Consider the following 14,990-nt stretch of genomic DNA (forward strand, 5'->3'; position numbering starts at 1 on the left):
CGAGGGGGATTTGCATGACTGACCTGATCCGGATGACCGCCACCGAGGTGGTCCAGCGCCTGAAAACAGGCGACATCACATCTCTCGACTGTCTGGATGCGCTGGAACGCCGGGTGGCGGCCGTGGATGGCGCCGTCAATGCCCTGCCGACCCGGTGTTTCGACCGGGCGCGCCGCCATGCCCGGACATTGATGGAAAGGCCCCTGGGCGAGCGGGGTCTGCTGGCCGGCCTGCCGGTGCCGATCAAGGACCTGACCGACGTGGGCGGGGTGCGGTCCACCCAGGGCTCCCCCATCTACAGGGACAGGATTGCCGAAAATTCCGACCTGCTGGTCACCCATCTCGAGGGCAATGGCGGAGTGATCTACGCCATGTCCAACACGCCGGAATTCGGGGCGGGCGCCCACACCTTCAACGAGGTCTTCGGCATCACCCGCAACCCGTGGAACACGGCCCTTTCTGCGTCGGGCTCGTCGGGCGGGGCCGCCGTGGCGCTGGCCACCGGCATGGCCTGGGTGGCGCATGGCTCCGACCTCGGCGGGTCGCTGCGCAATCCGGCGAGCTTCTGCGGTGTGGTCGGCATGCGGCCCTCGCCCGGCCGGGTGGCGGCCACCGTCTTCTCCAAGATCGACTCGACGCTCGGCGTCGAAGGCCCCATGGCGCGCAACGTCGAGGATCTGGCACTTCTCTTCGATGCCATGGTGGGCGAGGAGCCGGCCGATCCGCTTTCGCTTCCCTCCGACGGCACATCATATCTCAAGGCCGCCCGCTCCGGCTGGAAGCCGAAACGCGTCGCCGTCTCGCGCGATCTCGGCCTGCCGCCCGTCGACAGGCGCGTCGCCGACCTCGTCATGGCCGCGGCGCGCAAGCTGGAGGCCGAAGGCGTCATCGTCGAGGAGGCCCACCCCGACCTGCGCGAGACGCGCGAATGCGCCCAGACGCTGCGCGCCCTCTCCTATGCCAACATGGCACCGCTGCTGGAGAAGCACCGCGACCTCCTCAAGCCCGAGGTGGTGTGGAACATCGAGAAAGGCCTCAAGGTCACCGGTGCCGAAATCGCCCGGGCCGAGGCCCAGCGCGGCGAGATGTTCCGCCGCATGCGGGCCTTCTTCGAGACTTATGACCTGCTGCTCTGCCCCACCACCATCGTGCCGCCCTTCCCGGTGGAACAGCGCTACGTTGCGGAATGTGACGGCGTGACGCTCGAGACCTATGTCGACTGGCTGATGATCGTCCACGCCATCACGCTCACCGCGAGCCCCGCCATTTCCATTCCCTGCGGCTTCACGGCGGAGCACCTGCCGGTCGGGCTGCAGATCGTGGCGCCGGGGCGCGGCGAGGCGAAGCTGCTGGCCGGTGCGCGCTTCATCGAGCAGGTGCTGGGGCTGGGCGTCCTCACGCCGATCGATCCCAGAACTTGACCTAACAGCAGCGGAAGGTCATCTGGCGGGGGCACCTCATTCCCGTTACAGTTGGATCGGGGAGAACACGCCATGCTCGGCCTGATGCAGGAGTTTCCGCTGCTCGTTCACCGCGTGCTGGACCACGCGGCACGCTGGCATGGCACGAGGCCGATCCTGTCGCGCTCCGTCGAGGGCCCGCTGCACCGCACCGATTATGCCACCGTCAGCCGCCGCGCCAGGGCGCTGGCCTCTGCCTGCGAGCGCCAGCTGGGCCTGTCGCTCGGCTCCGTCATCGCCACCATGGCGTGGAACACCTGGCGGCACCTCGAGATCTGGTATGGCGTGATGGGCATGGGCGGCATCGTCCACACGCTCAACCCGCGCCTCTTCACCGACCAGCTCGGCTACATCGTCAACCATGCCGAGGACCAGTGGATCTTCACCGACCTCACCTTCGTGCCACTGCTCGAGAAGCTGCAGGACCAGTGCCCGAAGGTGAAGGGCTTCGTCATCCTCTCCGACGAAGCGCACATGCCCGAGACCACGCTGCGCAATGTCGTCTGCTACGAGACGCTGATCGCTGAGGGCGACGCGGATTACGCCTGGCCGGAGTTCGACGAGAACACGGCCTGCGGCATGTGCTACACCAGCGGGACGACAGGCCACCCAAAGGGCGTGCTCTATTCGCACCGCTCCAACGTGCTGCATGGGTTGATGTGCGCGCTGGGGGATGCGATGGCGATCAAGAGCGTCGACGTCGCCATGCCGGTGGTGCCGATGTTCCATGCCAATGCCTGGTCGCTCGCCTTCTCCGCCCCCATCGGCGGTGCCGCGCTCGTGCTGCCGGGGCCGAAGCTCGATGGCGCCTCGATCTATGAAATGCTCACCGAGGGCAAGGTGACCATCACCGCCGCGGTGCCCACCGTGTGGCTGATGCTGCTCGCCTATCTCGAGCAGAATCCCGAACTCCGCCTGCCGCATCTCGACCGCGTGGTGATCGGTGGTTCGGCCTGCCCGGAATCGATCATGAAGGCCTTCGTCGAGACCTATGGCAGCGATGTGATCCATGCCTGGGGCATGACGGAGATGAGCCCCATCGGCTCGCTCGCCGTCGCCACGGGCGAGACCCGCGCGCTGCCCTCCAATGACTGGTGGACGGTGAAGCTGAAGCAGGGCCGCCCGCCCTTCATGGTCGACATGAAGATCACCGACGATGAAGGGAATCCCCTGCCGCATGACGGCAAGACCTTCGGCCGCCTCAAGGTGAAGGGCCCTGCCGTGGCACGCTGCTACTACAAGGGCGAGGGCAGTAGCGCCTTCGATGCGGAGGGCTGGTTCGACACGGGCGACGTTGCCACCATCGATGCCTATGGCTTCATGCAGATCACCGACCGCGCCAAGGACGTGATCAAGTCCGGCGGCGAATGGATTTCCTCGATCGACCTCGAGAACATCGCTCTGGGCTGCCCCGGCGTTCATGAGGCTGCGGCCATCGGCCTGCCTCACCCGCGCTGGGACGAGCGCCCGCTGCTCGTCGTCGTGAAGAAGCAGGAGGTCGAGGTGACGGCCGCCCAGGTGCTGGCGCATCTCGACGGCAAGGTGGCCAAGTGGTGGATGCCGGATGACGTCGCCTTCGTCGACGAGATCCCGCACACGGCGACGGGCAAGATCTCCAAGCTCGAACTCCGCGCACGGTTCAAGGGCTATCGGTTTCCAGGCGTGTAGAACGCCGGGTTGTCAACTGGCTGCACTTGTATTCCCCTCCCCCTTGTGGGGAGGGGCAGGGGTGGGGGTGATGTCTGACTTAGATTTCATGCATCCGCTACCCGGCGCCACCCCCACCCTTAATCCCTCCCCACAAGGGGGAGGGAAATCACTCTAGGCCGCCTCATAAACTCCCTCCACCTTGCGCAGCTTGCCCTGCGCCACGAGGTGATCGAGATGCGCGGTGGTGGAGAGTGCGGCCGCGCCATGGAGCTTGGGGTCCACATCGGCATAGATCGCCGCGACGATCTCGCTGACGCTGCGCGCACCTTGCTCCACGCGTGCCCTGATCGCCTCCTCGCGCATGCGGCGATGCGCGAGATAGCCGCGCACCAGCGGCAGCGGATCGCGCCTCGAGGGGCCATGACCGGGGTGATAGACCTGCTCGTCACGGTCGAGGAGCTTCCTCAGCGAGGCGAAATACTGGCCCATGTCACCATCGGGCGGGGCAATCACGCTGGTTGCCCAGGCCATCACATGGTCGCCCGCGAAGAGCGCCCGCTCCTCCTTCAGCGCGAAGCACATGTGGTTTGACATGTGGCCCGGCGTGAACAGGGCCTCCAGCGTCCAGCCGGGCCCCGACACCACGTCGCCATCGGCAAGCCGCGCATCGGGCACGAAATCGTGGTCGATGGAGGCGTCGAGCCGGAGGCCGGAGGAGGGTGGCGCCTCGACCGCGCCATAGGCGAGCGTCGCAGCCCCGGTCGCCTGCTTCAGGCGCCTGGCCAGCGGCGAGTGGTCAGCGTGGGAGTGGGTGACGAGGATGTGGGTGACGGTCTCGCCCTTCACGGCGTCGAGCAGGGCGGCAAGCTGTGCGTCGTCATCGGGGCCGGGGTCGATGACGGCCACCCGACCCGTCCCGACGATGAAGCTGTTGGTGCCCTTGAAGGTGTAGGGGCTTGCATTGTTCACCAGCACCCGGCGCACGAGAGGGCTGAGGCGCTGGGGCTGGCCTGGGGTCACGTCGAAGTTGCGGTCGAAAGTCAGGTCGGTCATGCGGTGTGTTGCGGCGCGGAGTGGCCAACTCTATAAGCGTTGCACGCAGTTTTCCTGAACAGGGTAGGGGTGAACCACCATGAATGCCAGCCTTCTTTCCGACCGCCTGTGGCCCGAGACCGGCCTTGCCCGCAATGCCGCACTCGCCATTGTCGGCTCGCTCATCGTTGCCGCCGCGGCACAGGTCAACGTTCCGATGATCCCGGTGCCGATGACGCTGCAGAGCCTCGCCGTGCTGGTGATCGGCGCCGCCTATGGCTCGCGCCTCGGCGCTGCCACGCTGGCGCTCTATGCGCTGGAAGGGGCGATCGGCCTTCCGGTCTTTGCCGAATTCAAGTCGGGCGTCATGCTGGCGAGCTTCGGTTATGTGCTGGGCTTCATCGCCGCGGCCTATGTGGTGGGCTATCTGGCCGAGCGCGGCTGGGACCGTTCCGTGCCGAAGATGTTTGCGGCCATGCTGCTGGGTGCGGCCGTCCTCTACGTGCCGGGCCTCATCTGGCTCTCGGCCTGGATCGGCTTCGAGAAGGCCATCCAGTTCGGCCTCACGCCCTTCCTGGTCGGTGACCTTGTGAAGGCCGCCGTGGCCGCTCTCGGCTTTCCCGCTGCCTGGACGCTGCTCGGCCGCCGCTGAGCCTCGGGCCCCAAGAAACAACGGCGCGGAACCTGCCGGTTCCGCGCCGTTTTCATTGGTCGGAGTGAGAGGATTCGAACCTCCGACCCCCTGCTCCCGAAGCAGGTGCGCTACCAGACTGCGCTACACTCCGTCCTAGGCTCGGGGCGGCTTATAGACATGCTTTTCGGGCTAGGCAAGCACTGTTCCGCTGGCTATACGGGCCCCATCTGCTGGGGCGTCGCCAAGCGGTAAGGCAGCGGATTTTGATTCCGCCATTCGGAGGTTCGATCCCTCCCGCCCCAGCCAATATTATTTTCCTAGTCTGTGCTTTTTTGTGTTTTAACCGATGCGTGCGGAATGTCTCCGACATGTCCGGGGCTTGCGCGAGGAGCAGCGGTGACGCCGTATCCAGAGACCGCTTTAGAGGGGCTCGGAGGCGGTGATGTGTGCGGAAAGTCTCTGAGAGCCTGAAATCCGGTTATGACGCGAGCCGGACGACCATCGTCAGGTGACCTGTGTAGGATTAAATGACAGTAAAGGCGATGCTAACAATCGCTCTTTCGATCCACATCAAAGGCAGCCAATATTATTTTCCTAGTCTGTGCTTTTTTATGTTTTTGCCGATGCATGCGGAATGTCTCCGACATGTCCGGGGCTTGCGCGATGAGCAGCGGTGATGCCGTATCCAGAGACCGCTTTAGAGGGGCTCGGAGGCGGTGATGTGTGCGGAAAGTCTCTGAGAGCCTGAAATCCGGTTATGACGCGAGCCGGACGACCATCGTCAGCTGATCTATATAGGAGTAAATATCAGAAAAGGTGACGCTAACAATCGCACTTTCGATCCACTTCAAAGGCAGCCATTAATTCCTACTAAAACTTATCTTCCTGAGCCGTAGAAAATGTCCCCGACATGTCGGGGGCTTGCGCTGACAGAACCGTCCATGTCGTATCCAGAGACCGCTGAATTGGGGTGTGGCGGCGGTGATACCTGTGAAAAGTCTCTGTGTGCCGGAAATCCGGTTATGGCGCCACGCGAGCGCCGTTGACCCTGTTAAATGTCTTGGAACCCAGCGGTTGAACATCTGGTTCGGAACCGGCGCCCAATCAACAGGAGCGACCTCTAGCACTCAGAACTTCCTACGGGTGACTGTTGCAACCCCGATAGCTCGGTATACCAGGAGAGTAGCAGCCCCGGAGATGTGAGAGCAGCTTTCAAGGGCGTCAAAATGAGTTGTGTTTGACCGCGAGTGCACTACCTCGCAGGCATCACAATATGTCCAGGACTCTGCCAGATGGATCTATCGCCCTCACTCTCGAGCTGGGATACATTGACTTCGCACTGCGCATGCCGTTTGCAATGTTGTGGGGATCGTTCATGACCAGCTGAACAGTTGTCCAGTTGCCGTTCGCGTTTTGATATTGAATGCTGATCTCAGACAAGGTGCGTGTGCTCCGTTCTCCAGAAGAATTCGATCAGATTGGACGAACAGCGACCACCTCGTCACTTCGAATTTCACTGATGCAAGCCTGCAGGACCATTCTCTTTCGGAGGCGCCAAAATGGCTGCTCCCCTGCCTCTGGAGCAAACCGGAAGATGCGGGCCCATGTTGATCGGCACTCCTCAGTCCATGCCGCGTTGTCCGTGCGCTCGAGTTGTTCTAATCGGCAATTCTCTCCCTCACTGATCGTCACGGGGCCTCCATTGAGGCAATTGTGCCACTGATCGTAATCCGAGATCAGCAGTCGCTTTCGCGGAACAATGGCCGTGATGAGAAACTGCCCTCGATGTCGACGACGCTCCTTCCCAGTCAGCGAAGGCCTCTTGATCCAGGCCCATACAGGATATGCTCCACCTGAGAGTCCTGGTTGAGCGTGCATCTGTTCAACCATCCAGTCGTAGGCGTTCCACTTTCTTGGATCTGCGCCAGAGGTTCCTAGCAATTCCGAGTGCTCCTTCAGAATTTCCCTAATGCAGCTGAGAACGCCATTCCTTTGAAGTGCATCTAGTGCGGCGGCAGTTTGAAAGGTGTAGATTCGCAGCATGATGTCGGGATGTGCGTCGGCTATCCGGCGACACGCGCTGCTGGGCGTGAGCTTTGTCACGGCAGGAATCGCCTCCGGAACAAGGACTTGTTCAAAGACTGATTGGCCCGCCGTGCGGCTCTGTCTGGTATGGCGCTCATGCTGATCATGCACTAGTATTGATCGCCTAGTGGGGCCGATCAACAGCAGGTTATTGATGGTAGACCAATCGTCACTTCGAGCGGAAAGAGACCTGGTGCTCGCCCTTCCAACCGCCGCAGAGGTGACGGAACTTCGTGCCAAAGTGAAGCGTGCCAAGGCACCCAAGCTCATGGTTGGAGTAGAATGGAGCAACTCGATTGTCGGGCGCTTTTCAACAACGTCTGGAGACGACGGGACAATAGTCGAATGGCAGATGGTCGGAGGCCTGAAGCATTCTCGGCCATTTGCCGCATTGAGTGAAGACCCTGAGCTGGAAACTGAACGCCTCGAGCTCGGCTGGATGATTGCAAACATGGCTCGTCTCGAGGGTGCACAAATGCTTCGGACGATACCGGGTCCAAGGGAGGCCATGGCAGAGGCCAGCCGATTTTACCGAGAGGAGGAGCGCTGGAGATGTTGGGCACTTTGGGGCCCCAATCCCCCTCCCAAGAGGGTGCGAACAAAGTGAAATTTGTTCCGAAAATGCGAGCGCTAGCAACTCAGGATCAAGTGAGTGGTGACGTATTGTAAGTCACGGATCACTTCGTCTGCTCGGCACGCGCTTCGTCGATTGTTCTCTCTAGATCGTCTGAGGACCGAGCTTCTGCTCGATCGTAGATTTCCTTTGTCATCCTGGCGAACTCCCTCTCATCTTCGAGGGCCTCGTTAAGTGTGGCACGGGGGCGTGGTCCGCCGCTTTCTTGGCCGGTTGCTGCCTCCGCTTTGGAGACAGAACCTATCTCTGAAGCGTTGCTTGATCTTGCGGACAGACGTTGGGCAACATAGTCCATAAAGCTAAAGGCTCCTTTGGCTTCTGCATCGACTTCGCTGGACACGAATTAGTTGTACCCGAGTAGCGACAACTGCTCTTGGGCCTCGGCAATAAGCTTAGCGGAGTCTGCCTCATTGGCTTCGGAAGCCTGAATGTAACCAAGAATCTGATCGTCTATCTTGAGTTTGCAATAGGCTACTGCATCATGGAGCCATCGAAAGCTTGCGTTCAGGTGGAAATCGTCATCCTCACCATGCATGTGGAAGCAGTCGTAAGAGTAGACTCGATATGGCAGATCAGGAGTCGAAGCCTCTTCTTGTGACATTCGGTATCTCCACTCCCTAGAGCAGCGCCTCTTCAAGAAGCTTCCTATGGACAAAAGCGATCAGTCAACCAGGAACATTCTTTGAATGAGCGGCCTTTGATGGCCATGTGATCAAGATATCGTCGACGAAACGATCTCAACAATCGTGATATCGATCAGGCCCCAGGACCTATTGCTGCCTCTCCCGCCAGATCTTCCAGCGGCTCTCAAGAGCTTGATTTGATGGCTTCCTAATTCCAACCAGCAATGTCCTGCCGTGAATATCTTGATACCCGGACCGTTGGATACCTTTATCAAGGTGAATGGTGAGGTCGCCGGGATCGATTGCAATCAGGTTGAGATCAAACAAGGTGTGGATGTCTGCCCTGAGCAACAGGCCATTTCCCGGGTGATTGTCACCATCGCCACGATAAGGCCAGATGTGCGCGGCCTCCAGCAAGTCCGTGATGTCACAACCTGTGATCTGGCAGCGGGCCCCATAGCGGCGAATGAGTCCCTTTCGAAATCTCTGCTGACCACGGCGAGCGCGTACCTCTCTTAGCACCTTGTTCCGTTGATCAGCCGCAGACTGAACATAAGCTGTCTCTTCAGTCTCATCGGAGCTCTCGTCTGGCCCAATGACACCACTCATGATGGCGGAGGACAGCTCGTCCAAGGCGCGGTTGGACAGTGGGACAAGTAGCTTCTCGAGCTGAACCGGATCCAGTTCTTCTATCGATATCTGGTCACTTGGACGAAGAGCTATGCCCTTCAACTGGCTCTTCGAAATACCGCTCGGCAGATCAACGTATGTGCCGCCGAAATCCGCAGTGTAGTGTTCCACGGGTTCTTCGGTGATCGCAGGCTCACCGAACTCGTGTCCCGCAGAACATCGCCATCGAGGCGTAACAGTACGGCGTTCCTTGATATTCGTTTTGCCACATTGGGGACATCTCTGGATGGCCTTCAGGCCGCTTGACTTCTGGATGCCGACAACTCTTGCCACGCCAATGGCCGCTTCGCTGTTTCGTATAACAACCAAATCCCCCTGGGCTATCTGAAGGTGATTTACTACGTTGCTATCGTAGCGGTAGAGCCGTCGAGGCTCATCGTCATAGCCGCGATTTCCGCCATATTGGCGGTCGGCCCCTAAGGTAATGATGCTCCAGGCTCGCCCCATTTCAGCCTACCTAGCTATAACTCACTCCAGCTATGAAGCTTCCTATAGATCCCCGCGATCGGTCAACCGGTGAGCCCTCCTTGAACGACTGACGTCTGGTGACCGAGTTATCGGACTTGGGGCCTAGCAGATCCCCACAATCGCAAATTCGATCAACATCAAAGTCAGCCAATATTTTTTTCCTAGGATGTGCTTTTTTATGTTGTTGCCGATGCGTGCGGAATGTCTCCGACATGTCCGGGGCTTGCGCGAGGAGCAGCGCTGACGCCGTATCCAGAGACCGCTTGAGAGGGGCTCGGAGGCGGTGATGTGTGCGGAAAGTCTCTGTGTGCCTGAATTCCGGTTATGGCATGAAGCCCGGGGCCATCCAAACTCGCGGCCGCAACACGCAATCTTGCCGGACGTGCGGGAGTCAAACGCGCGATGATGTTGTCTCGTGATGACTCAAAGAGTCTACTGTCGGGCTGTCGAGGCTATGGTGTCAGCAAGCCTGAGAGCCAGGGCTGCGATCGTCAGCGTTGGATTGGCCGTGGCCGAGGTCGGGAACACCGCCGAACCGGACACGAACAGATTGGGGTGGTCGTGGCTCCGCAACTCGCCATCGATCACTGAACTTCCGGCGTTGGTCCCCATGCGCAGCGTTCCGATGATGTGACCCGCCCCCTGCACCAGCGGGCTATGCTGCTTTTCGCTCACACCCAGCCGCTCGAATATCTCGTCGTGCGCCACCCGGGCAGCCGCCAGCCCCGCTTGGACATAAGTGTCGATGCTGTAGGAAAGGCGAGGGAGCGGCACGCCATAGACGTCGCGCTTCTCCGGGTCGAGTGTCACCCTGTTGCCTGTATCGGGAAGTTGCTCGACCAGAGAGGCAAGGCGAACGTGCCGCGAGGTCTGCTGGCGCAGTGCGGTGTCGAGATCCTTGCCACGCAGGCCCTGATTGGCAAGTTCCGCCGCGGTCGTGATCGGCGCACCGGTCGGCCAAGACCATCCGTCATTGCCGATCTCGATGCGGAAGGCGCCCCGGGTGCGGCGGAAGTCGCCATCTCTCAGGTTCTCGATTCCAGAGGTGGAAAGCGGTCCTCGATAGGGATAGACCGGCTTCTCGGCCAGCGCCCATGAAAGCTGCGTCGGGTGGTCCATCAGGTTGCGGCCGACCTGGTCCGAACTGTTTGCCACGCCCTTCGGCAAGCGTTCAGTTGCCGAATTGAGAAGCAGCCGGGGGCTTTCGATCGCATGTGCGGCCAGCACGAAATAGCGAGCCTGTAGCGAACCGGCACTGCCGTTCCAGCGGATGAACCGGGCGGCCGTGATCCTGTTGTCGTCGCTGGCATCCAGAGACACGACATTGGTCTTGCTGAGAAGAACGGCGCCGGCCTTCACGGCCCGGGCGACATGCACGGTGGCATCGTATTTTGCCTGCACTGGACAGACGGGGATGCAGCTTGCATTGCCGCAGCAGGCGGGTCGGTCGGACTGATCCTTCGAGTTCCGTGCCTGAGGCGTGGATCTCACATCGTAAGCAGATCCCTGAAGGGCTGCTGCGAAGGCCTTGTCCAGGTAGGTCTGCGGAATGGCCGGCATGGGGTAGCCGGCTGATCGGGGAGAGCCGAGATCCGACGTCCCGTCTCCTGATACGCCGAGTTCATCCTCTGCCCTGTTGTAATAGGGAGAGAGCGCTGCATAGTTGATCGGCCAGTCCTCGCCCTGCCCGAATCGCGTCCTCAGCTCAAAATCCGCAGGAACGAATCTCAATGCGGTGCCGAGCCAATGCCAAGTGGTTCCGCCGACTGTCTTGATGTAGGTGCTCGCGAATTTGTCTGGTCCCGTTTGCTGGTACCAGAAATCGAGATTGTCCGAGACCGGGTGCATGGCCTGCGGCACGGGAGGGTAGGGACACTCCGGCACCTTGATGGCAGCCGACCAATAGCGATCGACCGCTGCCGACCGGTCGACCTCCTCTCCCGCCTCCAATATCGTGACCTTGAAACCGCGCTCGGCCAAGTGTGCAGCGACCAGTGCGCCGGCGACACCTGAGCCGATGATGGCGACGTCGGTTATCATGCTGTCGCTCATGGAGTCAGGGCTCCTCACCCGCAGGCAGCTCACTCCAGTATCCCATCTCTCCCCCACAGTTTCCCCATGGCTTGGTGTAGGACATGGCATTCCAGACTAGCGCTTCGTTGAACCCCGTCACCTCGCGGGCACCAGGCACGGGGGACAGTCCACTGTACCAAGCTGCGACGACCGCATCGGCAATCTTCGACTGGCTGCGCTCAGGAGCCGGGTCCGAGATCAGTGTCGCCAAGTTCTCGGCTTGTCCTGCTGAAACAAACGCATCGAGGATGTTCCTGCACATGTCCATGTCGAGCGCTGACTGCCCTGTCAGCTTTCGGGAAACATCGGAAAACTGATCTAGGCTGGAGGGTGTTGCAGCGTGTCCGGGAGCAGTGAACTGCATGCCAACGACGAGTATGGAAGCTGCCGATGTGCCGCTTCTCAGCAAGTCCCGACGCGAAAGATTTCCGATCATGGTCATCCTGCAACCTACTGACTTCGAGGCTAGCACTCGAAACTCTGTCGTGCCAACGGTGTCTCGCAGTCCTTTGGGCTTGGCCGCTCAAGAATTGCAAGCAGCATCCGCGACAATTTCAAAGAAAGGGCGATACCAAGCTCTCCCGACGATCGTGAATTCGATCCACATCAAAGTCAGCCAATCCACCCTTGTCGAACCATGAGAATGACAGCTGTCGGAGAACTCTCCGACATATCCGAGGCTTGGACCGCACAACGGGCGGCAGGCATGCCGGAGAGACGGATTTGGCGCTCTGGCTGGTGGATTTCACTCGGAAAGTCTCTGCTGCTCCGAATTCCGGTTATGGCGCGCCGTGCCGTGTATCATAATAGTTGCGGAACGGCTTCCCACGGATCTGTCCCGGCAAAGACAGACTGTCAGTGTGGAGTTCAGGCCAGCAGGAGGGCGCGCTGCTCTTCCCAGGAGGCGGGTAGCGGGCAGGCCTTCTTGAGCCGTTCCGGGGTAAGGGACATCGGCTGCATGCCGTCGACGATGGTCTCAACGATGTCTGGTGCGAGGAAGGCGAGACTTATCTTGAGGCTGATGTAGGAAGCCGAGACGCCCTCGGCCCTAGCAAGGGCGGCGATGGTCGGGACCTCCCCGGATGAGAGCGCATCAAACCACCGACGGGCTCTCAGGATTTCGGCGACGAGGCGGGGGTGGGGATCGGAATATGGCTGGTCCCCGGTTTCGTCAACCACCAGTCTTACCTGCTTCCCACACCGGAGGAGGTGGCCGGTGATGTCGATCACGAGGGGCAGACTATCCAGCGGCGACTGTGCGTCCTCGGGGAGTCGGCCGGTGAGGAGGGCGACAAGCTGATCCCTGTTGACCCTGAGATGTATGTTTCTCTTATCCATGGTGATACGGGTAACGAGGTCGCCGATCATTCCGGTGTTCATGATCGGCTGCCTCTCGATATCGACCGCAATGCCCTGTGCTTTTTCAAGTGCGGGCGGAAGGTCTCCGGGACCGGGTACGAGCGCAGCAACCCATTGCCTTTTTCTCAGGTGGCCTGCCAATGAACGGATGACGATCATCTCGAGGTCAGGAGCGGGAACCCGAAACCCGCTCGTCGCCTGCTGCCTCCCCTCCTTCAGCAGCGATTTCGAAGTGTAGTACCGGTACTTCTTCCTCCCCTTGCTGCAATGGGTTGGCTGCAGCCGCTCGCCTTGAGCATCGAACACCAGCCCCTTGAGCAGGGCAGGGGAGGACAGCTTGCGGCGCGCCTTGTCCCCGGGCCCCTGCTGTTCTAGGACTCGCTGGACATCCGAAAACAGCTTCTCCTCCACGATTGGCTCGTGCTCCCCGGGAAAACACTCACCCTTGTGTTGGATCAGGCCCCGGTAAATCGGGTTCTTCAGGATCGTATACAGGGCGCCCCGGGAGAAGCTAACACCACCCACCACCGAGCCATCCTGGAGGACCTTACGTTTCGATCGCCTCCCGGAGCTGGCCAGTTCCCTTCGCAGGAGCTGCACGGATCGAAGCTCCAGGTAGCGGTCGAAGAGGTGACGGACGGTCTCGGCCTCCTCCGGAACGACGACCAGCTTTCTCGCCTTCACCTCATAGCCATGCGGTGGATGCCCTCCCATCCAAATGCCCCGCCGCTTGGAGGCGGCGATCTTGTCCCGGATACGCTCGCTGGCAACTTCCCGCTCGAACTGGGCAAAGGAGAGCAACACGTTGAGCGTCAGTCGACCCATTGAGGTCGACGTATTGAACTGCTGGGTGACCGCCACGAAGGACACGTTGTGCCGGTCCAGGACGTCCGTGAGCTTGGCGAAGTCTGCCAGGGACCTGGTGAGCCGGTCGATCTTGTAGACCACGATGATGTCGATCTCGCCCCTGGCGATGTCCTGCATCAGGCCCTCGAGCGCTGGCCGCTGGAGGTTGCCGCCTGAGAAGCCGCCATCGTCGTAGGCTTTTGGGACCAAGGTCCAGCCCTCATGCTTCTGGCTGGCGATGTAGGCCGTACAGGCATCCCGTTGGGCCGCAAGGGAGTTGTAGGCCTGATCCAACCCTTCCTCTGAGGACTTGCGGGTATAGATTGCGCAGCGGCGGATTGTGGGACAATCAGCCATTGGAAGTAGTCCTCTTCCGGTCCCTGGTGCCGAAGAAGCGGGGTCCGGACCAGCGCACTCCTGTGATCTCACGGGCAATCTCGCTCAGGGACCTCCACACCTTACCCCCGTAGGCAAACCGTCCGTCCTCCAGAGCTAGAACTTCATGAGCCTTGCCCTGCCACTCGCGCAGCAGCATAACCCCCGGCTTCAGAGGCAAGGTCTCACCACTTAGTTGTAAGCTTCCCCTGCCGCCACTGCGCAGTGCCCTCAGCCGGATGGAGGTCCGGCGGCTGAAGCCGCCGAACTCCTGTTCCTGTCTCCTGTAGGCGATGGCGAGCCGGAGCAGTTCCTTGCTCATCGCAGGCGGAGCATCATCGTCAGAAAGACGCTTCCACTCGACCCGCAGGCTCTTCAGATCCATCCCGGCTAGTTCTGCCAAGAGCTCTTCCGTCCTACTCACGAGTTGGCAGCTTCGGTGAGCCGATAGCGGCGGCCACCCTGGCCTTTGGATGAATCTAGTGTGAGACCCAGCTTTTTCTTCAATGTCCCCGAGAGGTATCCGCGCACGCTATGAGCCTGCCAGCCGGTAGCCCCTGAGAGTTCCGAGATAGTCGCTCCCTGCGGACGAGCTAGAAAGGCCTGAATGGTCTCGGACTTGCTCATTGGTGCGGGCGACAGCTTCTTGGCGGGCTGCTTCGAACGAGTACCGGGCGCTGAATTCTTGGTCTGCCTGGAGGTTAAGCCGGATTTCTTGATGGTCATGGTGGTTCTCCTGTTCCGGAGGCTTAAGCAGCCTCCCACCACCGCAAGCCCGCTCAGGGCGGGCTGTCGACGCCGTCAGTCAATCAGCTAGGCGTCGTGGCACAACAAATGCTTCCTTTCGGTAGGAAGTCGAGTGGAAATCTGTAAGGAAGAGAAGCCGTAACATCGGTTCGATTCCCTCTCGGTGCGCCATTTAGCCCTTCGGCAAAGCTCTCTCGCCGAAATTCCAGCGTTGAAAATCCCTCAGTAATTGCGGGCTTCTTTGCAAAAAGCTCCTGACTGCCGGAGTGGCCGTGAGGCCGAATTTCTTCTCTCCCTGCTATTCTCCAAAGCTC

Annotated in this window: 11 protein-coding genes and 2 tRNA genes; 4 read left to right on the forward strand and 9 right to left on the reverse strand. The window is 60.5% G+C overall.

Annotation, left to right across the window (positions count from 1 at the left end; genetic code table 11):
- Nucleotides 1-14: 14 nt before the first annotated feature.
- A complete protein-coding gene (locus DK847_RS16430; RefSeq protein WP_111199618.1) occupies nt 15-1,421 on the forward strand; it encodes an amidase in 1,407 nt (468 codons plus the stop codon).
- A gap of 72 nt (nt 1,422-1,493) precedes the next feature.
- The gene (locus DK847_RS16435; protein ID WP_111199619.1) at nt 1,494-3,128 is read left to right on the forward strand and encodes a long-chain-fatty-acid--CoA ligase; all 1,635 of its coding nucleotides are present in this window, start codon (nt 1,494-1,496) and stop codon (nt 3,126-3,128) included.
- A gap of 153 nt (nt 3,129-3,281) precedes the next feature.
- On the opposite strand, the gene DK847_RS16440 is transcribed toward DK847_RS16435, so the two are convergent.
- Nucleotides 3,282-4,163: an MBL fold metallo-hydrolase gene (locus DK847_RS16440; protein WP_111199620.1), complete on the reverse strand. Its 882-nt coding sequence runs from the start codon at nt 4,161-4,163 to the stop codon at nt 3,282-3,284.
- Between the two features lie 79 nt (nt 4,164-4,242).
- On the opposite strand from DK847_RS16440, the gene DK847_RS16445 reads away from it, so the two are divergent.
- Complete coding sequence (locus DK847_RS16445; protein WP_111199621.1) at nt 4,243-4,794, forward strand: biotin transporter BioY; 552 nt, start codon at nt 4,243-4,245, stop codon at nt 4,792-4,794.
- Between the two features lie 56 nt (nt 4,795-4,850).
- Here DK847_RS16445 and DK847_RS16450 read toward each other — a convergent pair.
- A tRNA-Pro gene (locus DK847_RS16450) sits at nt 4,851-4,927 on the reverse strand.
- Between the two features lie 80 nt (nt 4,928-5,007).
- Between DK847_RS16450 and DK847_RS16455 the strand changes: the two genes are divergently transcribed.
- Nucleotides 5,008-5,082 (forward strand) — tRNA-Gln (locus DK847_RS16455).
- A gap of 1,167 nt (nt 5,083-6,249) precedes the next feature.
- On the opposite strand, the gene DK847_RS21155 is transcribed toward DK847_RS16455, so the two are convergent.
- The 7 genes from DK847_RS21155 to DK847_RS16495 form a co-directional block, all read right to left on the reverse strand.
- Nucleotides 6,250-7,371: a DUF3841 domain-containing protein gene (locus DK847_RS21155; RefSeq protein ID WP_111199622.1), complete on the reverse strand. Its 1,122-nt coding sequence runs from the start codon at nt 7,369-7,371 to the stop codon at nt 6,250-6,252.
- A gap of 894 nt (nt 7,372-8,265) precedes the next feature.
- Nucleotides 8,266-9,255 (reverse strand): HNH endonuclease, encoded by a 990-nt coding sequence (locus DK847_RS20955; protein ID WP_111199624.1) that lies wholly within the window; start codon nt 9,253-9,255, stop codon nt 8,266-8,268.
- A 453-nt stretch (nt 9,256-9,708) separates the two neighbouring features.
- Nucleotides 9,709-11,328: a GMC family oxidoreductase gene (locus tag DK847_RS16475; RefSeq protein WP_111199704.1), complete on the reverse strand. Its 1,620-nt coding sequence runs from the start codon at nt 11,326-11,328 to the stop codon at nt 9,709-9,711.
- A 4-nt stretch (nt 11,329-11,332) separates the two neighbouring features.
- On the reverse strand, nt 11,333-11,791 hold the full coding sequence (locus DK847_RS16480; protein WP_111199625.1) for a sugar dehydrogenase complex small subunit: 459 nt from the start codon (nt 11,789-11,791) through the stop codon (nt 11,333-11,335).
- Nucleotides 11,792-12,216: 425 nt separating this feature from the next.
- Nucleotides 12,217-13,911: a recombinase family protein gene (locus tag DK847_RS16485; RefSeq protein ID WP_111199626.1), complete on the reverse strand. Its 1,695-nt coding sequence runs from the start codon at nt 13,909-13,911 to the stop codon at nt 12,217-12,219.
- Nucleotides 13,904-14,353 (reverse strand): DUF2924 domain-containing protein, encoded by a 450-nt coding sequence (locus tag DK847_RS16490; RefSeq protein WP_111199627.1) that lies wholly within the window; start codon nt 14,351-14,353, stop codon nt 13,904-13,906. Before DK847_RS16490 ends, DK847_RS16485 begins: the two co-directional genes overlap by 8 nt.
- Nucleotides 14,350-14,655 (reverse strand): DUF3489 domain-containing protein, encoded by a 306-nt coding sequence (locus DK847_RS16495; protein WP_111199628.1) that lies wholly within the window; start codon nt 14,653-14,655, stop codon nt 14,350-14,352. Before DK847_RS16495 ends, DK847_RS16490 begins: the two co-directional genes overlap by 4 nt.
- Nucleotides 14,656-14,990: the final 335 nt, after the last annotated feature.

Source organism: Aestuariivirga litoralis, from assembly GCF_003234965.1.
Lineage (GTDB): Bacteria > Pseudomonadota > Alphaproteobacteria > Rhizobiales > Aestuariivirgaceae > Aestuariivirga > Aestuariivirga litoralis.

Excerpts from the sequence above, each read along its gene's own strand:
- DK847_RS16430 (WP_111199618.1), top strand. The coding sequence starts at position 15 with ATGACTGACCTGATCCGGATGACCGCCACCGAGGTGGTCCAGCGCCTG.
- DK847_RS16435 (WP_111199619.1), top strand. The coding sequence starts at position 1,494 with ATGCTCGGCCTGATGCAGGAGTTTCCGCTGCTCGTTCACCGCGTGCTG.
- DK847_RS16440 (WP_111199620.1), bottom strand. The coding sequence starts at position 4,163 with ATGACCGACCTGACTTTCGACCGCAACTTCGACGTGACCCCAGGCCAG.
- DK847_RS16445 (WP_111199621.1), top strand. The coding sequence starts at position 4,243 with ATGAATGCCAGCCTTCTTTCCGACCGCCTGTGGCCCGAGACCGGCCTT.
- DK847_RS21155 (WP_111199622.1), bottom strand. The coding sequence starts at position 7,371 with ATGGCCTCCCTTGGACCCGGTATCGTCCGAAGCATTTGTGCACCCTCG.
- DK847_RS20955 (WP_111199624.1), bottom strand. The coding sequence starts at position 9,255 with ATGGGGCGAGCCTGGAGCATCATTACCTTAGGGGCCGACCGCCAATAT.
- DK847_RS16475 (WP_111199704.1), bottom strand. The coding sequence starts at position 11,328 with ATGAGCGACAGCATGATAACCGACGTCGCCATCATCGGCTCAGGTGTC.
- DK847_RS16480 (WP_111199625.1), bottom strand. The coding sequence starts at position 11,791 with ATGACCATGATCGGAAATCTTTCGCGTCGGGACTTGCTGAGAAGCGGC.
- DK847_RS16485 (WP_111199626.1), bottom strand. The coding sequence starts at position 13,911 with ATGGCTGATTGTCCCACAATCCGCCGCTGCGCAATCTATACCCGCAAG.
- DK847_RS16495 (WP_111199628.1), bottom strand. The coding sequence starts at position 14,655 with ATGACCATCAAGAAATCCGGCTTAACCTCCAGGCAGACCAAGAATTCA.